Source organism: Xylophilus sp. GW821-FHT01B05 (genome assembly GCA_038961845.1).
Taxonomy (GTDB): Bacteria; Pseudomonadota; Gammaproteobacteria; order Burkholderiales; family Burkholderiaceae_C; genus Xylophilus.
The window spans coordinates 2,699,631-2,726,045 of record CP152408.1 but is presented as its reverse complement, the minus strand read 5'-3'; the positions used below and the strand labels follow the sequence as shown (position 1 = coordinate 2,726,045).

The 26,415-nt window shown below is 59.1% G+C and carries 23 protein-coding genes and 1 pseudogene; 15 read left to right on the top strand and 9 right to left on the bottom strand.

The window, feature by feature from the left end:
- Positions 1-45: 45 nt before the first annotated feature.
- The 13 genes and pseudogenes from AAFF27_12665 (at position 46) to AAFF27_12605 (ending at position 15,464) form a co-directional block, all read left to right on the top strand.
- Positions 46-1,041 carry an NAD-dependent epimerase/dehydratase family protein gene (locus AAFF27_12665; GenBank protein ID XAH25986.1) on the top strand — a complete coding sequence of 332 codons (996 nt, stop codon included), beginning with the start codon at positions 46-48 and terminating at the stop codon, positions 1,039-1,041.
- 10 nt (positions 1,042-1,051) lie between these two features.
- Positions 1,052-2,941 (top strand): asparagine synthase (glutamine-hydrolyzing), encoded by a 1,890-nt coding sequence (asnB, locus tag AAFF27_12660; GenBank protein ID XAH25985.1) that lies wholly within the window; start codon positions 1,052-1,054, stop codon positions 2,939-2,941.
- Entirely contained in the window at positions 2,934-4,454 is a 1,521-nt protein-coding gene (locus AAFF27_12655; GenBank protein ID XAH25984.1) for a glycosyltransferase, read from the top strand. The genes asnB (AAFF27_12660) and AAFF27_12655 overlap by 8 nt, the downstream gene beginning before the upstream one ends.
- Before the next feature lie 85 nt (positions 4,455-4,539).
- Complete coding sequence (locus AAFF27_12650; protein ID XAH25983.1) at positions 4,540-5,724, top strand: hypothetical protein; 1,185 nt, start codon at positions 4,540-4,542, stop codon at positions 5,722-5,724.
- Complete coding sequence (locus AAFF27_12645) at positions 5,721-6,584, top strand: NAD(P)-dependent oxidoreductase (GenBank protein XAH25982.1); 864 nt, start codon at positions 5,721-5,723, stop codon at positions 6,582-6,584. Before AAFF27_12650 ends, AAFF27_12645 begins: the two co-directional genes overlap by 4 nt.
- Positions 6,581-7,657 (top strand): hypothetical protein, encoded by a 1,077-nt coding sequence (locus AAFF27_12640; protein ID XAH25981.1) that lies wholly within the window; start codon positions 6,581-6,583, stop codon positions 7,655-7,657. Before AAFF27_12645 ends, AAFF27_12640 begins: the two co-directional genes overlap by 4 nt.
- A 2-nt stretch (positions 7,658-7,659) precedes the next feature.
- A complete protein-coding gene (gene asnB / locus AAFF27_12635; GenBank protein ID XAH25980.1) occupies positions 7,660-9,546 on the top strand; it encodes an asparagine synthase (glutamine-hydrolyzing) in 1,887 nt (628 codons plus the stop codon).
- Positions 9,524-10,708 carry a hypothetical protein gene (locus AAFF27_12630; GenBank protein XAH25979.1) on the top strand — a complete coding sequence of 395 codons (1,185 nt, stop codon included), beginning with the start codon at positions 9,524-9,526 and terminating at the stop codon, positions 10,706-10,708. Before asnB (AAFF27_12635) ends, AAFF27_12630 begins: the two co-directional genes overlap by 23 nt.
- 4 nt (positions 10,709-10,712) lie before the next feature.
- Positions 10,713-11,855 (top strand): glycosyltransferase, encoded by a 1,143-nt coding sequence (locus AAFF27_12625; GenBank protein ID XAH25978.1) that lies wholly within the window; start codon positions 10,713-10,715, stop codon positions 11,853-11,855.
- Positions 11,852-12,931, top strand: coding sequence for a glycosyltransferase (locus tag AAFF27_12620; protein XAH25977.1), 1,080 nt, complete (start codon positions 11,852-11,854; stop codon positions 12,929-12,931). Before AAFF27_12625 ends, AAFF27_12620 begins: the two co-directional genes overlap by 4 nt.
- A gap of 10 nt (positions 12,932-12,941) precedes the next feature.
- Positions 12,942-14,075 carry an acyltransferase gene (locus AAFF27_12615; protein ID XAH25976.1) on the top strand — a complete coding sequence of 378 codons (1,134 nt, stop codon included), beginning with the start codon at positions 12,942-12,944 and terminating at the stop codon, positions 14,073-14,075.
- A gap of 134 nt (positions 14,076-14,209) precedes the next feature.
- A pseudogene (locus AAFF27_12610) lies at positions 14,210-15,211 on the top strand (IS481 family transposase).
- Positions 15,198-15,464, top strand: a complete 267-nt coding sequence (locus AAFF27_12605; protein ID XAH25975.1) for a glycosyltransferase — start codon at positions 15,198-15,200, stop codon at positions 15,462-15,464. Before AAFF27_12610 ends, AAFF27_12605 begins: the two are co-directional and overlap by 14 nt.
- A gap of 32 nt (positions 15,465-15,496) precedes the next feature.
- On the opposite strand, the gene AAFF27_12600 is transcribed toward AAFF27_12605, so the two are convergent.
- Both AAFF27_12600 and AAFF27_12595 read right to left on the bottom strand, forming a co-directional pair.
- Entirely contained in the window at positions 15,497-16,972 is a 1,476-nt protein-coding gene (locus tag AAFF27_12600) for a mannose-1-phosphate guanylyltransferase/mannose-6-phosphate isomerase (GenBank protein XAH25974.1), read from the bottom strand.
- 197 nt (positions 16,973-17,169) lie between these two features.
- Positions 17,170-17,532, bottom strand: coding sequence for a DUF2304 domain-containing protein (locus tag AAFF27_12595; protein ID XAH25973.1), 363 nt, complete (start codon positions 17,530-17,532; stop codon positions 17,170-17,172).
- Positions 17,533-17,824: 292 nt separating this feature from the next.
- Here AAFF27_12595 and AAFF27_12590 point away from each other — a divergent pair, with 292 nt between their 5' ends.
- Complete coding sequence (locus AAFF27_12590; GenBank protein ID XAH25972.1) at positions 17,825-18,229, top strand: DoxX family protein; 405 nt, start codon at positions 17,825-17,827, stop codon at positions 18,227-18,229.
- 174 nt (positions 18,230-18,403) lie between these two features.
- On the opposite strand, the gene AAFF27_12585 is transcribed toward AAFF27_12590, so the two are convergent.
- The 4 genes from AAFF27_12585 to AAFF27_12570 are packed head-to-tail and all read right to left on the bottom strand — an operon-like array spanning position 18,404 to position 22,037.
- Positions 18,404-19,438 carry an amino acid ABC transporter permease gene (locus AAFF27_12585; protein XAH25971.1) on the bottom strand — a complete coding sequence of 345 codons (1,035 nt, stop codon included), beginning with the start codon at positions 19,436-19,438 and terminating at the stop codon, positions 18,404-18,406.
- The gene (locus tag AAFF27_12580) at positions 19,435-20,430 is read right to left on the bottom strand and encodes an ABC transporter permease subunit (protein XAH25970.1); all 996 of its coding nucleotides are present in this window, start codon (positions 20,428-20,430) and stop codon (positions 19,435-19,437) included. Before AAFF27_12580 ends, AAFF27_12585 begins: the two co-directional genes overlap by 4 nt.
- Complete coding sequence (locus AAFF27_12575) at positions 20,427-21,464, bottom strand: amino acid ABC transporter substrate-binding protein (protein XAH25969.1); 1,038 nt, start codon at positions 21,462-21,464, stop codon at positions 20,427-20,429. Before AAFF27_12575 ends, AAFF27_12580 begins: the two co-directional genes overlap by 4 nt.
- A gap of 27 nt (positions 21,465-21,491) precedes the next feature.
- Complete coding sequence (locus AAFF27_12570) at positions 21,492-22,037, bottom strand: peptide deformylase (GenBank protein ID XAH25968.1); 546 nt, start codon at positions 22,035-22,037, stop codon at positions 21,492-21,494.
- Positions 22,038-22,119: 82 nt separating this feature from the next.
- Between AAFF27_12570 and AAFF27_12565 the strand changes: the two genes are divergently transcribed.
- Positions 22,120-22,512, top strand: a complete 393-nt coding sequence (locus AAFF27_12565; protein ID XAH25967.1) for a YbaN family protein — start codon at positions 22,120-22,122, stop codon at positions 22,510-22,512.
- A 285-nt stretch (positions 22,513-22,797) separates the two neighbouring features.
- Here the strand turns inward: AAFF27_12565 and AAFF27_12560 are convergent, their stop codons facing one another.
- The 3 genes from AAFF27_12560 to AAFF27_12550 all read right to left on the bottom strand — a co-directional run bounded on the left by AAFF27_12560 (position 22,798) and on the right by AAFF27_12550 (position 26,404).
- Positions 22,798-23,172, bottom strand: a complete 375-nt coding sequence (locus AAFF27_12560) for a hypothetical protein (protein XAH25966.1) — start codon at positions 23,170-23,172, stop codon at positions 22,798-22,800.
- A gap of 52 nt (positions 23,173-23,224) precedes the next feature.
- Positions 23,225-25,246, bottom strand: coding sequence for an NAD-dependent DNA ligase LigA (gene ligA, locus AAFF27_12555; GenBank protein XAH25965.1), 2,022 nt, complete (start codon positions 25,244-25,246; stop codon positions 23,225-23,227).
- A gap of 96 nt (positions 25,247-25,342) precedes the next feature.
- Entirely contained in the window at positions 25,343-26,404 is a 1,062-nt protein-coding gene (locus tag AAFF27_12550) for a cell division protein FtsZ (GenBank protein ID XAH25964.1), read from the bottom strand.
- Between the last annotated feature and the right edge of the window lie 11 nt (positions 26,405-26,415).

Genomic DNA, 26,415 nt, shown 5'->3' with positions numbered 1-26,415 from the left:
TCAAAGCCTGTTAGCAGGCCCAATTAATTGTTAGAAAGAATAATCATGGATATTAAGAACAAACGCTTCGTTATCATCGGCGGTGGCGGCTTGATCGGTTCCCATACCGTTGACCGGTTATTGAAAGAAGACGTAGCCGAAGTGGTGATCTACGATAACTTCGTTCGTGGTCGAATGGAGAATTTAACGGATTCCCTCAAAGATCCAAGGGTAAAAATTTTCGAAGCTGGCGGCGATATTCTCCAGACAGATATATTGGATGCCGCCCTCAAAGGGGTCGACGGAGTTTTTCATCTAGCGGCGCTTTGGCTCCTTCAATGCCATGAATACCCCAGGACCGCCTTCGAAACCAATGTTCGGGGAACTTTCAATGTAATGGACGCCTGCGTCAGGAATGGGGTGAAGCGCTTGGTTTACTCCTCTTCAGCTTCTGTCTATGGCGATGCGGTGGAAGAACCCATGACGGAAGACCATCCATTTAATAATAAAAATTTCTATGGAGCCACCAAAATTGCAGGAGAGGCATTTTTGCGGGCGTACCATCATCGCTATGGACTGAATTATGTCGGGCTTCGATACATGAATGTGTACGGCCCCCGTCAAGATTACCATGGCGCCTATATTGCCGTAATCATGAAAATGCTCGATGCAATCGACAGCGGCAATAGCCCTACCATCATGGGCGATGGTTCTGAGGCATTTGACTTTGTTGCTGTGGAAGACTGTGCATTGGCTAATGTCTGCGCAATGAAGGCCAATGCAACGGACGCGTTCTACAACGTCGGTACCGGCAAGCGGACGTCGTTGAAAGAGTTGGCAGAAAAGCTTCTGCGTATCAACGGCTCTACCAAAGAAATCACTTATGCACCCCGCAGTCAGGCCACTCTGGTGCGCAACCGCATTGGAAGTCCTGACAAGGCTCGCAAAGAAATTCAATTCAATGCAGAGATCGATCTCGATGAAGGCTTGCGTAAGCTGATCCATTGGCGTGCGTCACATAAAGCAGAGGTGGCTGCTCGTCGCGCTTCCGTCGGCCTCTGAGGTATCCAACGTGTGCGGCATCGCGGGTTATTACAACACGGACCAATACCCAGCCTCGGCGGTGGTGATCAAGCGCATGACCGATGCGATTGCGCACCGGGGACCTGATGGCGAAGGAAGTTACGTTCATGAAGCATTGGCCTTAGGCCATCGACGTCTTGCCATTATTGACCTCTCGCCCGGGGGGCACCAACCCAAAGCCTCCGAAGATGGCCGATACGTTATCACCTACAACGGGGAAATCTATAATTTTAAAGAAATCCGTATGGAACTGGAGAGCCTCGGCCGCCATTTCCATACCCATAGCGATACGGAAGTCTTGCTTTACGCATTTGTCGAATGGGGCGTGAAATGTTTCAATCGCCTCAACGGCATGTTCGCGTTGGCAATTTGGGACAATGCTGAAAAGACTTTGACGCTCGCACGCGATCGTTATGGGATCAAACCGCTTTATTATCACAGCTCTGGAAAATCATTTGTTTTTGGTTCTGAAATCAAGGCGATTTTTGCACACGGGATTGTTGACCCTAAAGTCGACCCCATCGGGCTGTTTGAATATTTGAGTTTTCAAAACTTTCTTGCCGATCGAACTATATTCAGCGGCATCAGTCTTTTTCCTGCTGGAACATTTGCAACAGTCAAAAGCAGCGGTACTGGATCTGTTGAAGCCAGGTTTACCCGGTACTGGGACTATCAATTCGTTGAGCCCGAATCCCCACGTAAATTGGAGGAATATGCGGAAGAGCTGGATCGCCTGTTCGTGCAGGCGGTATCTCGGCAGCTGGTCAGTGACGTAGACATTGGATCTTATTTGAGTGGAGGCATGGACAGCGGGTCCATCACAGCAGTCGCCGCCCAGCAGATCCCTTATATGAAAACATTCACCTGCGGTTTCGATTTGAACTCGGCTTCAGGGATTGAACTGGGGTTTGATGAGCGCCCGACAGCTGAGTACATGTCTTATCTCTTCAAAACTGAGCACTATGAAATGGTGCTCAAGGCGGGAGATATGGAGCGAGTCATGCCTAAGTTGGCGTGGCACATCGAAGAGCCGCGCGTAGGGCAAAGTTATCCGAATTATTATGCCGCTCAGCTGGCCAGCAAATTTGTCAAAGTTGTGCTGTCTGGTGCCGGTGGTGATGAGCTCTTCGGTGGATATCCGTGGCGATATTATAGAGCGGTGGTCAATAATGATTTTGATCACTACATAGATAAATACCACGCCTTCTGGCAACGTTTGATTCCCCAAGGGAGAATGTCCACCGCGCTGGCTCCGGTATGGGCAGAGGTTCAGCACATTGATTCGAGAGACCTATTCAAATCCGTCTTTCATCAGCGACCTCAGAACATTGGTCGACCGGAAGACTATATCAATCACTCCCTGTACTTTGAAGCCAGGACGTTTCTCCATGGTTTACTGGTAGTCGAAGATAAATTGAGTATGGCCCACGGCATCGAAACTCGAGTTCCATTCCTGGACAATGATCTTGTGGATTTTTCCATGCAATTGCCTGCCCGGATGAAGCTTGGAAATTTGGGTGAAGTCGTCAAACTGAATGAAAATGAACCCGGGGCGAAGACCGCCAAATATTTTCAGAAAACCAAAGATGGGAAATTGCTCTTACGTCAGGTGATGCAGCGATTGTTGCCGCCTGTGATCACGGATCGTGAAAAACAGGGGTTCTCTGCTCCAGATGCGAGCTGGTTCAAAGGTGAAAGTATTGACTATGTTAAGCGCACTTTGCTCAGTCCTAATGCATTGACCCATCAATACTTGAATCGTGACTATGTAAGTGAGATCGTTCGGCAGCACGGCAGTGGAGAAATGAATCACCGCTTGCAGATCTGGTCGCTGATCAGTCTGGAGTCCATGATCAGACAATTTATAAAAAATGAATAAAAAAATTTCTTCCGCAAAGAGGCCCTATAAAGTATTACATATTGGCAATATTGCAAATAATGCTTATCTGAACGCAAAATTACTCCTTCAGCACGACGTTGAATCGGATGTGATTTGCGCAGATTATTACCATATCATGGGTACACCAGAGTGGGAAGATGCGATATTTGATTTCGAGGGAATCGACCACTTCAATCCTGACTGGGCCAATCTGGATTTACGAGGCTTTAAGAGGCCGAATTGGTTTCATTCGGGTGCCTTAGGTCAAATTCTGGCTGAATTGGCTGGAGACGCCGCGGCTCCAGAAGAAAAGATGGGACGCCTGTCGCGAATCATCGGTACAGCGCACAGCCACGCATTTGGGGGAACGCTTGAGCTTCTTTTGACGGATGCTTGGACGAAGATTTTCGGATCCAAACAAAAGTCCTTAGTCAACCTGTTGACGAAAGTTTCGGTTCCGATCTTGCATGTCATGTGTCGCCTGCATTTTTATGCTGAATCTGCATTGAAAAAAAATGGTGGAGATCGGCTCGCAAAAATACGCATTACTTTGGATCGGATCAACAGGCGTACCAAATGTGATCTAAAGCGTTCAGAGGCAGTACCTTATTTTTTCCACCAAGCCCTATGGGAACGGGTTTTCAAGAAATATGATGCGGTTATCGGATATTCTATAGATGGAATTTATCCGCTAATATGCAATAAAAAGTACATCGCCTTTGAACATGGAACGATCAGGAAAATTCCATTTGTTGACAATGCTCTGGGACGAATTTGCAAAGCCGTTTATAAAGCCGCAGATAAAGTAATTATTACAAACTGCGACAATATTAAGGCCGCAAAGAAGTTGCAGCTAAAAGACTATCGATTTATTCCTCATCCAATCAATGAGGAGATTCAGAAGGTACAGCTTCCACCCAGTTGTACTGAGCGCCTTCACGGACAGGACTTTATCGTCTTTCATCCCGCCCGGCACCATTGGGATAGGCATCGTGATCCCAGCTGGGAAAAGGGAAACGACAAAATTATTGCAGGCTTCGCAAAATTCAGAAAAATAGCCAATGTCAATACTGTTTTGGTTCTTACTGAATGGGGATTGACGATAGAGCAGAGCCGGCGGCTTATCAAAAAATTGGGTATTGAAGATGCCGTGGTGTGGATACCAGTCCTACCCAATCAGCATATGATTGAGATGATCAGTCTTTCTCACGTTGTTGTGGATCAAATCGGTGTAGGAGCTTTTGGGAGCTTGGCCGCCAAGTCGTTGATGTGTGGAAAGGCGACGCTGTGCCATATTGACCCAGAGCCGCACAGGGCTTGCTTCGATGTTATTCCACCGCTCATCAGCGTTGAGTCGCATGTTGATGTAGCCGATCGTCTGCAACAACTCGCGAGTGATATTTTCTATCGGAATCGTGTTGAAAATGAATCTCGAGAATGGTATTTGCAGCATCACTCCAATAAATTGATCGCTGAGCGTCTCATTGGATTGATTGAAGAAATCACCGCATAACCTCCAAACAAGAATTATTTATTGCCTGGAGAGGCGGTCATATTGCCATTATTTGCATTTCGATTCAGGAGCTTTAGGTTAACCGATGTATATTTTCCGTGGAGGAATGATTTCCCTCCTCAATTCGGTTTCTATTCTTGTGCTGCCCTTGGTTGCGGCGCTGAGGATGCCATTGAAGTGGGCTCTAGGGCGAGCGCCCATCAGTATTTGGACTGGCGCGCCCATTCTAAATATGGCGATCAACTCTAACTCAGAGAGATTGACAGGCGCCAAGTCTTATTCGATAGTTGCCCATACCTATTTCATTACCAGAAAGTTCGATTTCGATCTTCAAAGCTTTCCTCTTGGACGCATTTTCAACACGCAATATAGGTATATTGCTTTTTGGCTTATTTGTTTAGTCGCTGATCGTGTTCATATTTATTTGGATGGTGGCATTTTGCCGAACGCGAAGATGCGATCCTTCAATAAACTGGAACTTTTCGCATATAAGTTGTTGGCAGTAGATGTTTTTGCATGGACCTATGGTGGAGATTGCCGGACCCAGCGCATCACTCGGTCGCTGGGAGAACCGAATTGCTGCACGGACTGCACCGCTCAAAATTCAGCGTGCATCTGTGATGAGAACTTGTTTCAACCTCGATATGATTATGCGCGAGATAAATGTGTGGCAATTTTCTCGATGGGGGACATGATTGAGTACACCCCTGGAAGTGTAAATACGCTATATTTTTGGCCGCTGGATGTCAGCGATGAAAAATATAAAGACATCCAGTCTGCTTCTGAGCTGAACCCACCAGCGGTACGGATTGTCCATGCTCCCAATCATCGGATGTTCAAGGGGACGAGATTTATAGAGGCAGCTGTCTCAGAATTATTTGCTGAAGGACTGGCTGTGGAGCTCGTGCTGGTTGAGAGGGTTCCAAATCAGCAGGCCCTCAAGATCTATCAAACGGCGGATATTATTGTGGATCAAGTCATGGTAGGTTTTCATGGATTTTTTGCTCTTGAGGCAATGGCGATGAGTAAGCCTGTCGTGTGTTTCATTCGTGATCCGGAGCGCTACCTCATTGATGCAGAAAACTCTCCCATTATCAACGCCAACCCAGAGAACCTCAAAGAAGTGCTCCGATCATGGGTGAATGCCAGTCGATCGGAACGTCTCGATCGCGGCCGGCAGGGCCGCAATTTTGTTGAAAGGCATTATTCGATGGATGCTTTTGCCAAACGCTTGGAAAAGGCATATACGGAGCTTGGAGTGTCTAAATGAGATATTGTGTCTTCGGGTCTGGTGGTTATATAGGCCGTTTTCTTTGTGAGCATTTGGCCAAGCAGGGGCACTCTGTCGATAAAGTCAGTTCCTCGGTCGCAGGGGGGATCGACCCAGTCACAGGACTTTTGCCCGAGTTGGACTTGGCGCAGGTTGACGTCGTGGTGTATCTCGCTCAGTCGCCGTTCTATAGGCAGCTGCCTCAGCGGGCCCCCCATCTTCTGACGGTCAATTGCGTCAGTGCGGTTCATGTCGCAATCGCTGCACAGGCATCGAACGTTTCCAAATTTATTTACGCATCGACAGGAAATGTCTATCAAGCATCTTTTGATGCATTCAAGGAGCATTCCGCGCTGGAGCGTGGGAACTGGTATTCGCTATCGAAAATAATGGGCGAGGAAGGTTTGCGCCTGGCCGCCGGTGCAATGGACCTGACGTGCCTCAGGATTTTCGGCGTGTACGGGCCTGGCCAAACAGACAAGCTCATCCCCAATCTCATAGCGCGCGTGACGCGGGGTGAAACCGTGACCGTCGATCGCCAGCCCTCCGCAGCGGAGGCCCAGCCTGGGGGGTTGAGAACGAATCCCATCTATATCGATGACACCGTGCGGGCCATCGAAATGGTGGCTGGGATTCGCGGCGTGCCGATCATGAATTTTGCAGGCGACGAAGTGTTTTCGATCCGGCAGATGGTTGAAATGATCGGCGAAGTGACTGGTGCCTCGCCGCAGGTGGCCGTGAACGACCGTGAGCGGGCCGGAGATCTGATCGGGGACACGTCCCTGTTCCGCTCTCACTACATCTCTCCGCTGACCCCATTCAAAGAGGGCATTCAAAAGGTGCTAGAAGCCTCGCAATGAGGGTTCTTCACCTTCCCACCTCTATCGGCAACAATGCCTGGGCTCTTTCCAGGGGGGAACGGGCATTGGGCGTCCATAGCGATACTTTGGTGACTCAAACGTCCTATCTGGACTACCCTGCCGACTCGATCGTCGACCTCAGCGGTTCCAATACGGCATTGGGAAGGTGGTACCTGCTGCTCAAGGCGTTCCTGTCTGTGAGGGCGCGCTATGACGTATTTCACTTCAACTGGGGCTCGTCATTGTTCACGATGCGTGGGATCAATCTTCAGCACCTTGAACTGCCTTTTTACCCTGAAACAGCGGCCTTGTTTGCGACCTATAACGGGTGCGATGCCCGTCAGAAATTGCCCACTCTGGCCAAGGGTGGCTTTAACGCCTGTGAGCATTGCGTCGTCCGGGATTGCGGACCAGCCCTCGACAGGAGCCGCGAGGCTGGAATCATCAAGATGGAACGCCATGCTCAGCACCTTTGGGCGTTGAATCCCGACTTGCTCCCCTTTTTGCCGAGCCAGCGTTCTGGATTCCTTCCATATGCCGTGCCCATCGTGGAGAAGGCGAGGCCGCAGCGGGGCGAGGCCAGGCGTCGCCTGCGTATCGCGCATGCCCCTACCAACCGCGAAATCAAGGGCACTGCGTTTCTTCTGAACGCGGTGGAGAAAATTAACAAGCGATATCCCGACGCCATCGAACTTGTTCTGGTCGAGGGGAAGTCGCATGCCGAGGCGCTTGAAATCTACAGTGCCGCGGATGTCGTCGTGGACCAGCTGTTGATCGGCTGGTATGGGGCATTTGCAGTCGAGACGATGATGCGGGGAAAGCCCGTCGTCGTGCGGATAGATGCACAGGATGCACATGCGGTGCCTGGGCCGATGCGCGAAGAACTTTTGCAAGCCGTCATTCAGGCAGATCCGACCACCATTGAAGAGGTTCTTGAAGGGTTATTGGAGTCACCGGCAAAGCTCGCCGCACACGCTGAAGCCTGCTTTGAATATGCCCGGAGGTGGCATGACCCCGTTCATGTCGCTTCACTGACTGTGGCCAAGTACGAAGAAGCTTTGAAGGCGAAATAAGCATGTGCGGCATTCTTGGTTGGTATGGCGCTGGCCGTCTCGACAGTGCTGAGGCCAGGCTCAAGCTGGGCCTTTCGAAGTTGGGGCGCCGGGGGCCCGACGATCATGGTTTGTCGAGCGTGTTGTTACCCGATGGCCACATGCACCTCGGGCACACCCGTCTCAGCGTCATCGACCTGACCGATGCAGCCCACCAGCCCATGGCCAGCCGGGACGGGCGATTTTTGCTGGTCTTCAACGGAGAGATTTACAACTATCGCGAGCTCCGTTCGGAACTTCAATCTCTTGGCCGGCATGTCCACTCGGCGTCCGACACGGAAGTGCTGCTGCAGGCTTGGGCCCAATGGGGTGAGCCAGCACTTGCCCGGTTTGTCGGCATGTTTGCCTTCGTCATTTTCGACCGCGAAACGAACTTGCTGCATGGCGCCCGCGACGCCTTCGGCATCAAGCCGCTCTACTACCACCAGGATGATCGGAATTTCTGCTTCGCCTCCGAGATCCCTGCTGTCCAGGCATTGCGGTCGTTCGCCCCGGCACTTGACTGGCAGATCGCCTATGACTATCTGGCGCATGGTTCTTACGACACTGGCGAGCGCACCTTCTTTGCCGAAGTACGTGCGCTGCCACCCGGACACCGTTTCACGTACGACCTGGGGTCCCAGCGTCTGGACCTGCAGCGCTGGTGGGCACCAAAAATTGCCCCCGTTCAACGGCTGACGATCGACGACGCGGCGCAGGCGCTTCGCGGCCATCTGTTGGACAGCGTGCGGCTTCATCTGCGCAGCGATGTGCCCCTGGGGGCCGCGTTATCGGGTGGCCTGGATTCTTCCGCCATAGTGGGTTGCATGCGGCATCTCGAGCCCGAAGCGCCCATCCATACGTTCAGCTTCATTGCGACCGGGGATTCGGTTTCGGAAGAGCAATGGGTCGACCGCATGACTGCGCATGTTGGCGCGGTGTCGCATAAGTTGAGCATCACGCCGCAGGAGCTTGCAGCCGATCTGGACGACATGATCGCGACGCAGGGGGAGCCCTTCGGCAGCACCAGCATCTATGCCCAATACCGGGTGTTTCAGCTGGCACGAGAGCACGGTGTGACCGTGACGCTCGACGGACAAGGCGCGGATGAACTGTGCGGCGGTTATGTGGGCTACCCTGGGCCGCGCGTACGCAGCCTCCTGGACGAAAGGCAGTTGCTGGGTGCGGCTGCATTCATGCGGGATTGGGGGCGTTGGCCTGGCAGGGCGGCGCTGGACGGCTTCAAGGCTGCAGTGGCGGAATACACCAACGATGCCGCCTACCAAACGCTGCGCCGCATGAACGGCGCGAAGGCCTGCCCGCCTTGGCTGGATGGACACGTACTGGCCGATGCAGGCGTAGCGCTGCGTTTCCCACGCGAACTGCCTCCCCAGACCGCCCCGGGACGCCGTTTGGTGGCCGAGTTGGCCCGGTCGCTGCACGGCGTCGGCCTCCCGGGGCTTTTGCGCCACGGCGATCGCAATTCCATGCGGTTCTCGGTGGAAAGCCGAGTCCCCTTCCTCACGACAGGGCTGGCCGATTTTCTGCTGACGCTGCCTGAGGAATACTTGGTGTCGCCCCAAGGTGAAACCAAGCATCTGCTGCGCCGAGCGATGCGTGGCTTGGTGCCGCAGGAGGTGCTGGATCGTCGGGACAAGATCGGCTTTGCCACGCCCGAGCAAGCGTGGCTTTTGCAGATGGCGCCGCAGGTGCGTGAATGGCTGCGGTACCCGCTGGGTTTGCCGTTCTTTCGCCAAGACGAGGTATTGAAGGCGTTCGATCAGGTGGTTGCCGGACAGCGGCCGTTCAATTGGCAAGTGTGGCGCTGGATCAACTTCACGCGCTGGCATGCGCGGCATTTTGCAGGTTGAGTTTGCCGTGGCCCGTCTGCTGCTGTTGTCGCTTTCACCCATCGCCTCCGATCCCCGTGTGATGCGCCAGTACGAGGCGCTGAAGGACGAGCATGAAGTCTATGTGCTGGGGTTCGGAGAATGTCCACCCGGGGTGCTGTATTTCACCTCCGTGGAACAGCCGCGTGTGGGCCGTACAGGGGTTTTGCGCAATGCGCTACGTCTGGCCTTTCGGCGCTACGACGCCTATTACTGGCAGCACCCTCAGATCCGCGCGCTGGAGAAGGCCGCAGCACAGTTGCCAGTGGGTTTCGACCTGGTATTGGCCAACGATGTGATGGCTTTGCCCATGGCGCTGCGGTTGGCGGACAATGCTCCCGTGTGGCTGGATGCGCACGAATACGCGCCGCGGGAATTCGAAAACCTTTGGGCGTGGCGCACGTTGCTGGGGCCTTTCTTCGATGCCACCTGCCGCGATGCGCTGCCACGCGTAGCACGCATGAGCACCGTGTGCACAGGCATCGGGCGCGAGTACGAGCGCTGCTACGGCGTTGCGGTATCCGTCATGCCCAATTGCCCCGAGCCAGAGAACTTGCCGGCGCAGCCAACGCATGCCGACCGTATTCGGCTGATCCACCACGGCGCAGCCATCGCCTCGCGCAAGATCGAGGTGATGATCGACCTCATGGACCACCTGGACGATCGCTTCAGTCTCGACCTGATGCTGATGGAGCAAGACCCTGCTTACCTCGCCGCGTTGAAACACCGTGCCGCCCGGCATTCGCGCATCCGGTTCATCCCGCCAGTGCCCATGCGCGATATTGCCGCGCACATCAATAGCTATGACATCGGACTTTTCCTGCTACCCCCCACCAATTTCAATTACCTGCATGCGCTGCCGAACAAGTTCTTCGAATTCATGCAGGCGCGCCTGGCCATTGCCATCGGCCCGTCTCCTGAAATGCAGGCACTGGTGACGGAACTGGGTTGTGGTGTGGTCAGCGGCAGTTTTGAAGCGGCAGACCTGGCCGCGCATCTCTCACGCCTCACGCCCCAAGACATCGATGCCATGAAGCGCGCTTCGGACTCGGCCAGCCAGCGGTTCAATGCGGCGGCCACCCGCCAATGGCTTCGTGCCGAGGTGAGCGATGTGCTGGCCAGCCGTGCCTGGCCGGTGCATTGACATCATGCGCGCGCTTGTTCTCGGCACCCAGTCGTTCATCGACGGCGGCACCAAGGTGGGTTCTCAGCATCTGGCGCAAGCGTTGGCGGCGGCGGGTTGGTCGGTGGACTATGTGCCCACGCTGTCATCGCCACTGGACGTGGTGGGCCGCCAGCGCCACGCCAGACTGGCGAGGGCGTGGGGACATGGGACGTCGCAGCGAGCGGTGGGCATTTCGCAAGGTCTCACCGAGTGGAGCCTTCAATCGATGTTTCCCGCGCATCGGCTTTTTCTGCGGTGGCCTTGGCAATTGGCGGCCTATGGCCGACGGTGCCCGTCGCCATTGCGCGACGTGCCGTTCGACGCATGCATTGCCGATGTCGCACCCAACATGTTGCTGTTGCACCAGATCACGGCCCGCGCCAAGGTCTGCCGCCTCAACGATTGGCCGCAGGGGTTCGCTCGCGATCTGCACCCGGTGCTCATCAACGCGCTCGGGTCCATGATGGGTGGCCCCGATTTCGATGAAGTGTGGGCCGTCTCTGAACCCCTGGCGGAATATGCCCGTGCGCTGCACCCGCAGGGTGAGGTGGTGCACATTCCCAATGGCGTGGAGGCCCGTCTTTTGGTGCCTGCCATGCAAAGTCCGGTAATGCGACAGCCGCGCAGCGCGGTCTATGTTGGCGGGCTCACGGCTTGGCTGGACACCGGCTTGCTCGCCCAGGCCGCGCGCTTGCTTCCCGATTGGACCTTTGCGGTGTACACCCCTGGTACGCCCCCGCAGCACGGATGGCCGCTCAACCTCCAATGGCGCGGCAGCGTAAGCCGCGCGGAACTTCCAGCGGTTCTCCAAAGCCATGAAGTCGGCCTGATTCCTTTTTGCGAGGCCGATGGACGCATGCGCTATGTCGAGCGTCCCTTGAAGTTCTATGAGTACATCGCAGCGGGATTGGGTGTGGCTAGCACTGATCTGGGCGCAATGCGCCATGGGATGGGTGATTTGGCCTGCTACGGCAACGATGCACGGACATTTGCCGATGCCATCTTGCAGGCCCGGGAGCAGGCTCAGGCTCGCCCTGCGAGCTTCCCGAAAGACTTCGTGCAAGCCCACGACTGGAGTGCGCGCGCAAAGACCATGCTGGCCCGTCTGGAGATGCTGCTGGCATGAAAAACTACCTTCTCTACGACTTCATGCAGGTAGCCGGAGGCGCGGAGCGTGTCACGCTCACTCTGGCCGAGGCCTTTCCGGACTTTCAGACCTTGGTCAGCCGGTGCTACCCGGACGCCCAACCCTTGCTGGCGGCCTCCACCGCCCAAGTGCAGGAGTTGCGGGGGGGCTGGTCTGCTCGCCTGCCGCGCATTCTGGAAAGCATGTGGTGCTTCCGGTTTCGGGCAGGACGGTTGCACGATGCCCACACTGTGCTCTACAGCGGCTTCTATGCCCCGCTGGCGGTCTACCAGCAACGGTCTGGCCGGCGCTTTTACTATTGCCACACCATTCCCCGATTCGCCTACGACCTGTACGACAGCACTCTGGCGGGTTTTCCGTTGTGGCTCCGGCCGTTCTACGCAATCTTCGTGCGGTGGTTCCGCAAGCAGTACGAAGCGGCCATCGGTCGAATGGATCGCATTTTCGTGAACTCGGAGAACGTTCGCGCACGGCTCCAGCGGTATACAGGGTTGGATGCCGAGGTGGTCTACCCCCCGGTGTCCACACAGCACTTTCGGTTTTTGGCTGATGAGGGCTACTACCTCTCTACCGCACGACTGGTGCCCAACAAGCGGGTGGATGTGATCGTGCGGGCTTTCCTTCAGATGCCCGAACGCTCCTTGGTCGTGCTCTCTGGCGGGCCGGAGCTGGAGCGATTGAAAGCGATCGCCAGAGAGGCGCCCAACATTCGGTTCACCGGCTGGCAGGCCGATGAGGCGCTGCGGCGCTGGGTGGGCAACGCCCGTTGCGTGATCTACCTGCCGGTGGACGAGGACTTTGGCATGTCGCCCGTGGAGGCCATGGCTGCAGGCAAACCCGTGATCGGTGTGGCCGAAGGGGGGTTGTTGGAAACCGTCGTCCCGGCAGAGACTGGCTTGCTATTGAATCCGCCGCCCAGCATCGAGGCGCTGATCGATGCGGTGGAAGAAATGGAAATTTCTGCGGGGCCCAAGCTCTCGGAACTGTGCCGGCGGCGAGCGGTATTGTTCAGTGAAAAGCAGTTCATTCAATCAATGAAAAAGCATTTGAGATAGTTGGTAATTAATGAGCTCGAATCACCATATTAAAGAAGTTGACAACCTGAGGGCCGTGGCCATTGTCATGACGTTAGTGGCGCATCTGGGCTTTTTCACTCATGAAAAAAATGATTGGTATGCTTATGCCATTCAGAATATTGCCCAATTTTGGGGCGGAGTGGATCTGTTTTTCGTCATATCCGGTTTTGTCATCTCCAAGCAGCTGCATGCCTTGTTGCGCATTGGCGATGGATGGAGCGCCAATGCCAATGGGCTAAAGATATTTTTTGTAAAAAGATTTTTCAGAATATTTCCGCAGGCTTTTTTCTGGGCGGCCGTCGTTCTTTTCTTTAGTTGGTATTTTCAGGGGATTGGGAAATTTGGAGACTTCTCAAAAGTCGTATGGCATTTTTTTGCATCCGCTTTCTCTGTGGAGAATATATATCTAACTTTCGACGTGACTCCGCAGCTGTCAATTTATTGGTCGCTGTCGATAGAAGAGCAGTTTTATATTATTTTCCCAATGCTGCTGATCTTCTTGTCGAAAAAAAGGGTGCTCGCTGTTTTGCTGGCGGCAGCAGTTTTCCAGCTTTTGCTTCCTCGCCCTGTCGATCAGTCAAAAATAATATTCATGGTGAGATATGATGCGCTGATACTGGGGTGCTTTATCTATCTATGGACGCTCACAAGCCACTACTTGAATTTGAGGAAAAGACTGGCTAATAATTCGAAAACCCTATTCGCTGGTCAAGTCCTGCTGCTTCTTGCGGTCATGGCGATACCTGTTCACATGCGGGGCGTATGGTGCATGGTAGGGGTATTGGATATTTGTTGTTGCTTGATCGTTGCAATTTCAGTACTGCAACTCAGGGCTTTTGAATTCCGTTCCTTGGCGGGGAAGGTTTTTGGCTATCTGGGTACGCGCTCGTATGCCATCTACTTGTGCCATATTCCGGTCGCTTTTTTGATTCTCAGCGTGGACTCGCTTCTGGGGACCCGTTGGGCGCCTCAGAAAATAATGGACTACCAGATATTTGGAACGATAATATTGGTCTTTTTCGCTGCCGAAATGTCTTATCAACTCATTGAAAAGCCGTTGCGCAAACGAGGTCGCGTTCTCGCACAACGGTGGCAAGGCAGCGTGCAGGCGGTGCCCGTCTAATTGGCGAGATGCAATCGAACTGCGCAGGCAGTTCTGATTGCAATGACCTACCTGCGGGTCAACAGTTAAGACTTGGAGCGTGGATAGCAGAGACAGTTGGTAAAGTCAGTGCAATCCCCCTCGGAGGCCGCGCCATGCTGATCGCCCTGCGCAAGAAGGTCCGGCACCACACCGGCCGTGCACGCCAAGATTGCAGCCAGCAGCGAGACCGCTCCGGTGCTGGTCCAGCGCTATGGCATCACCGAGCAGACGGTCTACAAGTGGAAGAAGCGCGAGGTCTTTAAGGACCGCTAGCACACGGCCCATCGCCTGCAGACCGTGCTCACGCCTGCGCAGGAGACCATCGTGGTGCACCTGCGGCGCACCTTGCTGCTGTCCCTGGATGAGACCTGCAGGCCCTCACCCGGGAGTTCCTCAGTCCCGAGGTCTCTCGCTCCGAGCTGGACCGATGTCTGCGCCGCCATGGGGTAGGCCGTCTCAACGCGCTCAAGCCCCAGGCGCCTGCGGTGACGCACAAGGCCTTCAAGCGCTACGAGCCGGGCCTATTGCACATGGACGTGAAATTCCAGCCCCAGATGCAGGACGAGTAGCAGGCGCTACCTGTTCGTGGCCATCGATCGGGCCACGCGATAGGTGTTCGTGCAACGCAAGGCCAACAAGACGGCGGCCAGTGCGAAGGCCTTCCTGAGTGTGCGGCACAAGGCCTGCCCGAGATCAGGATCACCAAGCTGCTGACTGACAAGGAGTTCACGGGCCGCCTGTTTGCCAGCAGGCAGGCAGCGCGAGCCCAGTGGCAACCATGAGTTCGACCGGCTGTGCCAGGAACTGGGCATCGAGCACCGGCTGACCCAGCCCAGAACACCGAGGACCAACGGCACGGTGGAGCGGTTCAATGGTCGCATAACGGACGTGCTCAAGACCCACCGGTTCAACAGCCGCGGGACATGGAGCAAACTTTGCTGCGCTATGTAGCCCTGTACAACCATCAGTTGCTGCAGTCAGCGCTCAAGAGCAAGACGCCCGTGCAGACAATGAAGGAATGGCGTCAGACGCACCCTCGCCTGTTCCACAAGTGGCCATATGGTCGTCCGGGATGCGACACCTATAGACGAAGACTTCGGCATGTCACCGGTTGAAGCCATGGCCGCAGGCAAGCCGGTCATTGGTGTCGCCGAAGGCGGTCTGCTGGAGACCGTAGTTCACAACGAAACCGGAGTGCTTCTCGCCACGCCGCCAACTCATGAGGCTGTCATCGCCGCCGTCGAGCAGATCGAGAAAATGAGGGGGCCACGAATGTCTGAAGTTTGCAGAAAACGCGCCAATCTATTTTCTGAAGCAACATTCATTCAGCGGATTAGATCCGTCATCAGCCCGCAGGCATCGAGTTGAATTCAAAAAATAGCCCTTCGGTAGAAGGATATTCAATCCAACTTCGATCGACCATAATCATCCTTAAATCTCACAATATCATCCTCCCCAAGGTAGGACCCGGATTGTACTTCTATGATCTCCAGAGAGATTTTTCCGGGATTGGCCAACCGATGCAAATGGCCAGGCGGTATGTAGGTGGACTCATTTTCAGCCATCAAGAATGTCTTCTCGCCGTTGGTGATTTGCGCCGTCCCCTTCACGACCACCCAATGCTCCGCGCGATGGTGGTGCATCTGCAAGCTCAAACTCGCGCCGGGATTGACCACGATGCGCTTGACTTGGAAGCGTTCGCCACGATCAATGCTGTCGTACCACCCCCAAGGGCGCTGAACTTTTCGGTGCGTGTCGGCCAACACATGACCCTGCGTCCGCAACTGCAGCACAACCTCCTTGACCTCTTGAGCGTGACGTCTATCCAGCACCAGCACAGCATCCGGTGTCTCGACCACCACAACGTTGTGCAGCCCTACTCCCACCACAAGGCGACTGCTGGCAAACAGCAGTGACGCACTGGAATCGCGCAGCACAGCGTCGCCCACCAATGCGTTCTGACGCACATCGTGATCCAGCAACTCCCATAGCGCGTCCCAGGCCCCCACATCAGACCAGCCAGCCTGCAGGGAGACCACGCCGGCAGGAATGCCTAGTTCGGGACACGCGGGCAAGCGCTCCATCACGGCGTAGTCGATGGAGTCAGAAGGACATGTGGCGAAGCTTGCTGCCTGAGGCCGCACGAAGTCCACATCACGAACGGCCTGCGTCATCGCAGTTGAACACGCCTCAAGGATGGCGGCGTGGAAATGGCCAATGGCCTTGAGCCAGACGCTCGCCCGCACCATGAACAAGCCGCCATTCCACAGATGGTCGCCGGACGCCACGTAGCGACGTGCCGTATCGGCATCAGGTTTTTCCTTGAAGCAAGTTACATGGAAGGCCCCGGGCGAGTACTCCGTACCACGCTGGATGTAGCCATAGCCCGTCTCTGGACGGTCTGCGACGATGCCGAACGTCATCAGAGCACCACTCGCGGCACCCGGCGCCGCTTGCATGACGGCAGCGTGAAATGCACCAACGTCGGATATCACATGGTCTGCCGGCATCGCCAGCAGGATGGGATCTTCCCCTTGCTCAACTGCAGTGAGCGCTGCCAGGGTGAGGGCTGGGGCCGTATTGCGGCCGATGTGTTCCAACACGATCCGAGGATGGCGAACACCAACTGCCATCAGTTGCTCCGCCGCCATGAAGCGATGCTCTTCATTGCAAACTAGGATCGGAGAGGAGTCCACCACTATCGCCGGTGGCAGCCCCCTCAGGCGAAGGGCCGTCTGCTGCAACATGGTCTGGCCTCCGGTCAGCGCCAGAAACTGCTTCGGGTGGCTTTCACGCGATAAAGGCCATAGCCGAACTCCACTGCCGCCGCAGAGAATGACAGGAACGAGCGGCCAAGAGTTGGTACTGGCGGTCATAAAGCTGGAGAATTTTTTTGAGCGGTCTATCGATCAGGGAGATAACCCACTACTCAATTTGCATCGGGCATATCTGACTAGAGGCCAGCATATTTGTGACGCATGACAGACTGCCCGGGCAGCTTGTCTAGACCGAGGATGCTTTCGATGCAAGACTTCTCGAAGAGAAAGGAATGCGAACTGATTGACTCCCAGCACTAGCGCCGTCCATCAGCAGAGGTATCGGTGGCATTGCGCTCTAATTCGAAGATGGCCAAGCGCTGATTCAGAAGCCGCTGATTTCGCTCAATACGCGTATTCACCATGTCTGTGTGCAAGGCCTTGATGAAGAGCACGATGGAAACACCCAGCAGCAGCAGTGCGGGCGGATAGCTGATTCCGACCAGCGCGGCCATGCGGTCGATCAAGCGCGGCCATAGCCCCAACAAGGCGGCACAGAACGCGACCACGATCCAGAACATGCCATGGATGACATACATGTGGTCGCGACGCACCAGAAACAGGATGACGGCGGCCAAACCAATACCCAGCAAGGCGGTCGTAATCTGCAGACTGGTCATGAAGGTGAGGAGGTTTGGAGCAAAGGCTCAAGATAAGCCGGACTGGCCTTTGTCAAGCAGCGTGATCATTCCGCACGCTGCAAACGAAACAAGATTGTAAACACCCGGTGCAAGCAACGACCTTGCGACACGAAGAATTGCGCCCAAGCACACACCACAAGAAAGACGGCACCATGAGGAGTTCGGCTGCTAGTTAAATGTCGACCCAGACACGGAACTTCACTCCAGACACAATCTCCAACCGGCGCCGCCAGAGAGGCGGTGCTGTCACATCCACCGAGAGAGGGAAAACATGATCCGTTCCGACGACACCGGCAAGCTCGTTCTGCGAGTGAGCCTGGGCATTCTTATCCTGCTGCATGGCATCTTCAAACTCAGCGCTGGCGTTGGGTTCATATCCGGGATGCTCGCCTCGCACGGCTTGCCCGCTGCCCTGGCCTATCTTGCCTATGTGGGTGAAATCGTCGCGCCCGTGCTGCTGATCCTGGGCCTCTTCACGCGCGCGGCAGCCTGGATCCTGGTCGTCAATATGCTGTTCGCTTTTGGCCTTGTGCATATGAAAGACTTGTTCGCGCTCACCAACCAGGGCGGCTGGAAGCTGGAGCTGCAGGGCATGTACCTGTTTGGCGCATTGGCCGTGGCCTTCCTGGGCGCTGGCCGCTTCAGCGTGGGCGGCAGCAGCGGTAAGTTGAACTAACCCCCAGGCTTCGCGCTTCGCGTCTTCGCCAACCCCCTTTTGCAGGGGGCACATCCAGCGGCCCGGCAGAGCCGGTTCCGCGGATGTCTTGGCGTGGCCTGCTCCGCGGCCTTTTGCACCCTTGTGGTTCGTGCGCTACGGGTGATGCTCAGCGCCATGGATGGCTGAGTTTTCTCAGATGGGTTGCCGCGCGATGTACCGCTCCAGCCAGCGGCCATAGCGCGACAGCCCGAAGCACATGACCCAATAGAGGGCCGCCAGGAACAGGTAGCCCTCCAGGTAGAACGGCCGCCACACCGGGTCGCCGCCCAGCGCCAGGCCCAGTGCGCCGGTCAGCTCGAACAGGCCGACAACCGTCACCAGCGAGGTGTCCTTGAGCGTGCCGATCACCGCATTCACCAGGGCCGGCACCACCATGCGCAGCGCCTGCGGCAGCACCACATCGCGTTGCACCTGCCAGCGCCCCATGCCCAGGGCAGTCGCCGCCTCCACCTGCCCGAAGGGCACGGCCTGCAGGCCACCGCGGATGATTTCCGCCAGGTAGGCCGCGGCAAACAGCGCCAGCCCGGCCAGCACACGCACAAACACATCCGGCCGCAAGCCCGCTGGCACCAGCAGTGGCAACAGGAAGGACGCCATGAACAGCACCGAGATCAGCGGCACGCCACGCACCAGCTCGATATAGGTGCTGCACAGCGTGCGCACCACGGGCCAGGAAGAACGCCTGCCCAGCGCCAGCAGCAAGCCCAGCGGAAAGGCCAGCGCCAGCGCAAAGGTGGCCAACGCAATGGTCAGCGCCAAGCCGCCCCAGCGGCCGGTGGGCACGGCCTCCAGCCCAGCGGCACCGCCATGCATGAGCAGCACGAACAGCGCCACACCGCCTACCCATGCCGGCAGCAGGCCCCAGCGCCAGCAGCGCGGCCAGGCGCTGGCCAGCAGCAGCAGCGCCAGCACGGCTGCGGCAACGGCCGGCCGCCATTGCGCATCGAAGGGGTAGCGGCCAAACAGGATGGCGCGCCACTTCTCCGCCACCACGCCCCAGCAGGCGCCATGTTGCAGCGCCCGGCAGGCCTCGGCATCGGGCCGAAACACCGCGCCCACCAAGGCCCAGGCGCCTACATGCCAGGCGATCCAGCCCAGCAGCGCGGCCAGCACCAGGGTGCACAGGCTGCGCACCGGGCCGCCGAACAGCTCGCCGCGCCAGTTCATCGCCAACCCCGCAGGGCCACGCGGGCGTTGTAGAGGTTGGTGCCTCCGGCAATCAGCAGCGAGAGCAGCAGGTACACGGCCATCACCACCGCAATGCACTCAAAGGCGCGCCCGGTGGAATTGAGCGAGGTATTGGCGACAGACACCAGCTCTGGATAGCCCACCGCCACCGCCAGCGAAGAGTTCTTGACCAGGGCCAGCACCTGGTTGGTGACCGCTGGCACGATCAACCGCAGCGCCTGCGGCAGCACCACGATGCGCAACTGCTGCGCCGGCCCAAAGCCCATGGCGCGCGCCGCATCGACCTGGCCGGCCGGCACCGACTGGATGCCGGCGCGCACGATCTCCGCCACAAAGGCCGCGGTGTAGAGGCCCAGCGCAAAGACGATGGCCAGGTATTCAGGCGTAAGCGCCGCACCACCGCTGATGTTGAAGGCGGTGCGCTCGGGCCATTCGAATGACGAGGGCAACCAGTGCCCTTCCGCTGTTACTGGCCAGGGCAGCGACAAGCCGCTCTTGCTGAGCCACACGCCCGGCAACAGTTGCACGGCCTCGGTCGCGTCAGGCAGCAATTGGGTAAGCGCGAAGTACAGCATCAGCAACTGCACCAGCAGCGGCACATTGCGCAGCGCCTCTACATACCAGGTGCAGATGCTGCGCACCAGCAGGTGTGGTGCCAGCCGGCCTATGCCTAGCAAGGTGCCCAGCACCAGGGCAATGGCGGCGGCGGGCACTGCTGCGCGCAAGGTGTTGATGAGCCCGGCCAGGAAGGCGCGCCAGAACGGCTGGCCGGCGTGAAAATCCAGCCAGCCCTCGCCGATCTCAAAGCCTGCAGGCTGCAGCAAAAAGTCAAAGCCGGACTGGATGCCGCGCCCGCGCAGCACCTCCAGCGCATGGGCCGCCAAGGCCGCCACGCCCGCCAGTAGCAAGGCCACCAGCGCGATCTGCAGTGCCCAGCTGCGCCAAGCGCCGCGCGGCCCCCTGCCCTTCATCGCACCGGCAGTGCGTAGACCAGGCCGCCCTTGTTCCAGAGGTTGTTCAGCCCGCGCGGCAGTTGCAGTACCGACTTCGGTCCCACATTGCGCTCGAACACCTCGCCGTAGTTGCCCACGGCCTTGACGGCGCGGTAGGCCCAGTCCTTGTCCAGTCCCAGCAGCTTGCCCATGTCTTCCGAGCTGCCCAGCAGGCGCTGCACGGCCGGGTCCTGGCTGCCGCTCTTGGCGGCATCGACGCCGGCCTGGGTCACGCCCAGTTCCTCAGCCTCGATCAACGCGTGCGGCACCCACTTGACGATGGTGAACCACTCGTCGTCGCCGCGCCGCACCACGGGCGCGAACGGCTCCTTGGAGATCAGGTCCGGCAGGATCACGTAATCGTCCGGATTCTTGGCCTCCTTGTTGCGCAGGCCGGCCAGGGTGGACGCATCGGTGGTGAAGACCTGGCAGCGGCCCGAGAAAAAGGCCTTGAAGGAAGCCTCGAAATTCTCGAACACCACCGTCTTGACCTTGATGTTCTGTGCGCGGAAGTAGTCCGACACGTTCTTCTCATTGGTGGTGCCCGACTGGGTGCAGATCTCGGCGCCCTTCAGTTGCTTGGCGCTGGTGACCTTGAGCTTCTTCGGCACCAAAAAGCCCTGGCCGTCGTAGTAGGTGATGGTGGTGAACTCCAGGCCCAGCGAGGCGTCGCGCGACAGCGTCCAGGTGGTGTTACGCGCCAGCATGTCGATCTCGCCAGCCTGCAGCGCGGCAAAGCGCTGCTGCGCATTGAGCGGCACGAAGTTGACCTTCTTCGGGTCGCCCAGCACGGCCGCGGCCACGGCGCGGCAGGTGTCCACGTCCAGGCCCGACCAGTTGCCCTGCGAATCCGGCGCCGAGAAGCCAGCCACGCCGTTGGTCACGCCGCAGTTGAGCGTGCCGCGCTGCTTGACGGCGTCCAGCGTCTTGCCGGCGAAGGCAGGGACAGCGCTGCAGGCCAGTGCGGCGAAGGCGGCCAGCGATGCGAGGCGGCGGGAGGTGGTGCTCTGCATGTTCTTTTTCCTCTTGAAACGGGGATATCAGTCGTCTTCCGAGGCGTCCAGGCCTGGGAACAGGATTTCGGTGAAGCCAAAGCGGCTGAAGTCCCGGATGCGCATGGGGTAGAGCTTGCCGATCAGGTGGTCGCACTCATGCTGCGCCACCCGGGCGTGAAAGCCCTCGACCGTGCGGTCAATGGGCTGCCCCTCAGGGTCAACGCCGGTGTAGCGGATGCGCGCCCAACGCGGCACCACGCCGCGCAGGCCGGGCACCGACAGGCAGCCTTCCCAGCCCTCTTCTTCCTCGGCGCCCAGCGGCTCGATCACGGGGTTCAGCAGCACGGTGCGCGGCACCACCGGCGCATCGGGGTAACGCGGGTTGGGGGCATCGGTGCCGAAGATCACCAGTTGCAGGTCGACGCCAATCTGCGGCGCAGCCAGGCCAGCGCCGTTGACGGCGTGCATGGTGTCGAACATGTCGGTGATGAGGGCGTGCAGGGCTTCGCTGCCAAAGGCATTGGCCGGCACGGGCGGGGCGACGCGCAGCAGACGCGGGTCGCCCATCTTGAGAATGTCTCGAACAGCCATCGGGAGCGGCAAGGCAAAAGCTGGGGAGTGGCAAGCATAGCCGGGCTTGCCCAGCCGTCACAATCTGCGCCTGGAAGCCCGTATGCCCGATACCTCGCAACGCCCCTTGCCTGCCCCAGTGCGCCTGCTGCTGGCGGCCTTTGCCGTGCTCTGCATTGCGCTGGGGGTGGTGGGCATCTTCGTGCCGGGCATGCCGACCACGGTCTTCATCATCATGGCTGCCTGGGCCGCGGCGCGCAGCTCGCCACGGCTGCATGCGTGGCTGATGGGCCACCGCCTGTTCGGGCCCTTGCTGCGCAATTGGCAGAACGGCGGCCGCATGAGCCGCCGTGCCAAATGGAGCGCCACGGCGGCCATGGCGTTTTGTGCGCTGATCCTGCTGGCCACCACCCAGCGCGTATGGGCTGCCTCGCTAGCGCTGGCTTGCATGGATGGCGTGCTGGCCTGGCTCTGGTGCCGACCAGAGCCGGCCTAGCAGCTACTTACCTCCAGCGCCGATAGCCGCCATAGGAGCCGTAGAAACCGACGGATGGCGACACCACGACTGGCGCAGGCTGGTAATAAGCGCCGTAGGGCGCCATAGGCGCCACCACGCAGCCGCTCAACAGGGCGGCGGCAGTAGCGGCGAAGACGATTCCGATAAGACGTAGGCGATGCACGGTGGACCCCTGTTAGATAACGTGCTTCTAACAACGCGCGGGTGGCCCCCAACTCCTACATACGGCGCGTCGCTTTACGTAACGCAGGGTAAGAAGAGAGCTCAGCGCCCCCGACCACCACCACCGCCGCCGCCGCCGCCGCCGCCGCGCCCACCCCAGCCGCCAGGGCGCCCCCCGCCGCCCGGGCGCGGGCCGCCCCAGGAGCGGCCGGGTCCGCCAAAACGGGGTGGGCCGTAGCGCGGGCCGCCGCCGTAGTAACGGGAATAGCCAAAGTTCAGGGAGCCATAGGCAGGCGCCACCAGCAGCGGATCGGCGTAGTAGCCCACAGGTGGGTAGGCGGCGGGAGCGGCGTAGGTCGTTCCGTACGGATAGGCGTAGCCGGTGCCATAGGCATCGACTGGCGCCACGACGCAGCCCGAGAGCGCGGCCACAGCGCCGATGGCAAGTACGGTGGCGCAGCATGAGCGGAGTTTCATGGCGGTCTCCTGAATATGAATAGGGGTTGGAGTCCCACGCCGCCCGCAGGGTTCAACCCGCGCTTGAATCAGGCAGCAATTGGCGCAGGCCGTCTTCGTCCAGCACGGCAATGCCGAGCACCTGCGCCTTCTCCAGCTTGCTGCCAGCCTCGGCGCCGGCCACGACGTAGTCCGTCTTTTTGCTGACCGAGCCGGCCACCTTGGCGCCGGCGGCTTCCAGCAGTTCCTTGGCGTCCTCGCGCGAGAGCGTGGGCAGCGTGCCGGTCAGCACAAAGGTCTTGCCGGCCAGCGGCAGCAGGGCACGTGGTGCCGGTGGGCCTTCGGGCCAATGCACGCCGGCTGCGCGCAGTTGCTCGACCACCTCACGGTTGTGCGGCTGGTCAAAAAAGGTGCGCAGCGCCAGCGCCACGATGGGGCCCACGTCGTTCACCTCCAGCAATTGCTCTACCGTGGCGTCCATGATCGGGTCCAGCGCGCCAAAGTAGCGTGCCAGGTCCTTGGCCGTGGCCTCGCCGATGTGGCGAATGCCCAGGCCGAACAAAAAGCGCGGCAGCGTGGTCTGCTTGGATTTCTCCAGCGCCTCGACCAGGTTGAGCGCCGATTTGTCGGCCATGCGCTCCAGCGCGGCGAGCTTGCCCACGCCCAGCTTGTAAAGCTCGGGCAGGGTGCGGATGATGCCGCCCTCCACCAGCTGGTCCACCAGCTTGTCGCCCAGGCCTTCGATATCCATGGCGCGGCGCTGCGCAAAGTGCAGGATCGCCTCCTTGCGCTGCGCGGCGCAGAACAGGCCGCCGGTGCAGCGGTGGTTGACTTCCGTCTTCTCGCGCACCACGGCGCTGCCGCAGACCGGGCACTCACGCGGCATGCGGAAATTGGGCACGTAGTGCGGGCGCGGTGTAGGCAGCACGCCGACCACTTCGGGGATCACGTCGCCGGCACGGCGCACGATGGCGGTGTCACCCACGCGCACGCCCTTGCGGCGCAGTTCGAACAGGTTGTGCAGCGTGGCATTGGTAACGGTCACGCCGCCCACAAACACCGGCGCCAGCCGCGCCACCGGCGTGAGCTTGCCGGTGCGGCCGACCTGCACGTCTATGCCCATGACCTGGGTCATCTGCTCTTGTGCCGGGTACTTGTGGGCCACGGCCCAGCGCGGCTCGCGCGTGACAAAGCCCAACTGCTTTTGCAGCGCCAGCTCGTTGACCTTGTAGACCACGCCGTCGATGTCGAAGGGCAACTGGTCGCGCAGCTTACCTATCCTGGCGTGGAAGGCGGCCAGGCCATCGGAGCCCTCCACTACCGCGCGGTGCTTGTCCACGGGAAAGCCAAAGGCGGCAAACGCGGCCAGCACGCCGTCCTGCGTGGGCGGTTCGTCAGGCCAGCCCTGCACCTCGCCCCAGCCGTAGGCAAAGAAGGACAGCGGGCGCTTGGCGGCGATGGCCGGGTCCAGCTGGCGCACCGCGCCGGCGGCGGCGTTGCGTGGGTTGACGAAGCTCTTGTCGCCGGCCTCGCGCTGGCGCTCGTTGAGCTGTTCGAAATCGTCGCGGCGCATGTAGACCTCGCCGCGCACTTCCAGCACGGCGGGCGCGCCGGCCGGCAGCTTGAGCGGGATCTGGCGAATGGTGCGGATGTTCTGCGTCACGTCCTCGCCCTGCTCGCCGTCGCCGCGGGTGGCGGCATGCACCAGGCGGCCTTCTTCGTAGCGCAGGTTCATGGCCAGGCCGTCGAACTTCAGCTCGGCCATGTAGGCGACCGGTGGATCGCCTTCTTTCAGGCCCAGCTCCTTGCGCACGCGGGTGTCGAAGTTGACGGCGCCGCTGGCTTCGGTGTCGGTTTCGGTGCGGATGCTGAGCATGGCCACGGCGTGCCGCACCGGCGCGAACTGGCCCAGCGGCGCGCCACCGACGCGCTGGGTGGGCGAATCGGGGGTGATGAGTTCGGGGTTTGCTTCTTCCAGCGCCTGCAATTGGCGGTAGACGCGGTCGTATTCGGCGTCCGGGACTTCGGGGGCATCCAGCACGTAGTACTGGTGCATCCAGCGCTCGAGCTGCGCCCGGATTGCTTCTATATTCATAGCTAGAAGCCCAAGCCCCACCTGGGCTTGAGCCATGTTTGACTCAAAAAACTCGCCCTGCTCTGGAACAGAGGGATTGCGCGGCGCCACGGCCGCTCAACCGAACAGGCGCCGCGCCTGTACCGATCCGGCCGACAGGTCGTGCGCGTCCAGCGTGTCGTAGAGCTTTTCCAGGTCGGCACCAATGCCGTCCATGGCCTCTTCGCGCAGCAACTGGCCGTTCTGGTCGGTGACGACGCCATCCATGGCCTGGGCCAGGGCGGCGGCGGATTCGCGCAGCCGGGCAAAGGGCTGCTCTTCGCGGTGCACCTGGGCCACGTCCAGGCTCAGCAGCACGTCGCGGATGGCTGATTGGGCCGGGTCCTCGGCCAGCGCGGCCTGGGTGTCGAAGGCCAGGGTCAGCACCGGCGGCAGGCCGGCCGCTGCCGTGGGCAGGGCCATGCGCCCGGGAATCACGCCGGGCACGAAGCCCAGGCGCGCGGCGTTCTGCTGCACATAGCCCGGGCTCCAGGCAGCGGCGCGGGCGCGCAGCACAAAGGCCAGTTGGGCGTCGTGGTCGCTGGCGAACTGGTCCAGCTCACGGGCGCGCGCGACTTCGTCACGCATCTCGGGGAATTCAGGCTCGGCGTTGACGGCGTCGGCAAAGGCCTGCGCCTTGATGACGAATTCCGAGTATTCGATGTCGTTGAGCGCGCCGTTGCGGTTGGCCAGTTGCACGCCGGCCTGGAAGGCGCGGTAGCGCTGGCCGGCCACGGGCATTTCCCATTGGCCGCTGACGTCGTTCAGGCCTTCGACGGCAAAGGGCTTGCTGCCGACACGGCGCGTGGCGGGCATGGCGGCCAAGGCGGCGTCGCCAGACACCAGGGCTTCGAGTGCCAACGGCGCGATGACGTCGATCAGCGGGTCCAGGCCAGGCTTTTTCTCAAGCTGTGGCAGCACGCCCAGCACCGGGTCCACGGCGCTGCCGGCGGGCAGCTCCGCATCACCGTCAAAGGCCGGGTCCTGGCGCTCGGCGGCCTCGCGGACGGCGGCTTCTTCCGGCGTGGCGGGTTCGGCCTGCTTGGGCGTGTTGCGGCGCGAACTCCAGGCGCTGTGGGCGACGATGGCCGCCAGCACGACGCCGCCGGCCACGGCAAGGCTGATCTGCAATGTGCTCATGCTTGTTGCTT

Coding starts and splice junctions, on each gene's coding strand:
- AAFF27_12665 (XAH25986.1), top strand. CDS start 46: ATGGATATTAAGAACAAACGCTTCGTTATCATCGGCGGTGGCGGCTTG.
- AAFF27_12645 (XAH25982.1), top strand. CDS start 5,721: ATGAGATATTGTGTCTTCGGGTCTGGTGGTTATATAGGCCGTTTTCTT.
- AAFF27_12650 (XAH25983.1), top strand. CDS start 4,540: ATGTATATTTTCCGTGGAGGAATGATTTCCCTCCTCAATTCGGTTTCT.
- AAFF27_12605 (XAH25975.1), top strand. CDS start 15,198: ATGTCACCGGTTGAAGCCATGGCCGCAGGCAAGCCGGTCATTGGTGTC.
- AAFF27_12580 (XAH25970.1), bottom strand. CDS start 20,430: ATGAAGGGCAGGGGGCCGCGCGGCGCTTGGCGCAGCTGGGCACTGCAG.
- AAFF27_12655 (XAH25984.1), top strand. CDS start 2,934: ATGAATAAAAAAATTTCTTCCGCAAAGAGGCCCTATAAAGTATTACAT.
- AAFF27_12550 (XAH25964.1), bottom strand. CDS start 26,404: ATGAGCACATTGCAGATCAGCCTTGCCGTGGCCGGCGGCGTCGTGCTG.
- AAFF27_12615 (XAH25976.1), top strand. CDS start 12,942: ATGAGCTCGAATCACCATATTAAAGAAGTTGACAACCTGAGGGCCGTG.
- AAFF27_12560 (XAH25966.1), bottom strand. CDS start 23,172: ATGAAACTCCGCTCATGCTGCGCCACCGTACTTGCCATCGGCGCTGTG.
- AAFF27_12625 (XAH25978.1), top strand. CDS start 10,713: ATGCGCGCGCTTGTTCTCGGCACCCAGTCGTTCATCGACGGCGGCACC.
- asnB (XAH25980.1), top strand. CDS start 7,660: ATGTGCGGCATTCTTGGTTGGTATGGCGCTGGCCGTCTCGACAGTGCT.
- AAFF27_12585 (XAH25971.1), bottom strand. CDS start 19,438: ATGAACTGGCGCGGCGAGCTGTTCGGCGGCCCGGTGCGCAGCCTGTGC.
- ligA (XAH25965.1), bottom strand. CDS start 25,246: ATGAATATAGAAGCAATCCGGGCGCAGCTCGAGCGCTGGATGCACCAG.
- AAFF27_12595 (XAH25973.1), bottom strand. CDS start 17,532: ATGACCAGTCTGCAGATTACGACCGCCTTGCTGGGTATTGGTTTGGCC.
- AAFF27_12600 (XAH25974.1), bottom strand. CDS start 16,972: ATGACCGCCAGTACCAACTCTTGGCCGCTCGTTCCTGTCATTCTCTGC.
- AAFF27_12570 (XAH25968.1), bottom strand. CDS start 22,037: ATGGCTGTTCGAGACATTCTCAAGATGGGCGACCCGCGTCTGCTGCGC.
- AAFF27_12620 (XAH25977.1), top strand. CDS start 11,852: ATGAAAAACTACCTTCTCTACGACTTCATGCAGGTAGCCGGAGGCGCG.
- AAFF27_12630 (XAH25979.1), top strand. CDS start 9,524: ATGCGCGGCATTTTGCAGGTTGAGTTTGCCGTGGCCCGTCTGCTGCTG.
- AAFF27_12640 (XAH25981.1), top strand. CDS start 6,581: ATGAGGGTTCTTCACCTTCCCACCTCTATCGGCAACAATGCCTGGGCT.
- AAFF27_12590 (XAH25972.1), top strand. CDS start 17,825: ATGATCCGTTCCGACGACACCGGCAAGCTCGTTCTGCGAGTGAGCCTG.
- AAFF27_12565 (XAH25967.1), top strand. CDS start 22,120: ATGCCCGATACCTCGCAACGCCCCTTGCCTGCCCCAGTGCGCCTGCTG.
- AAFF27_12575 (XAH25969.1), bottom strand. CDS start 21,464: ATGCAGAGCACCACCTCCCGCCGCCTCGCATCGCTGGCCGCCTTCGCC.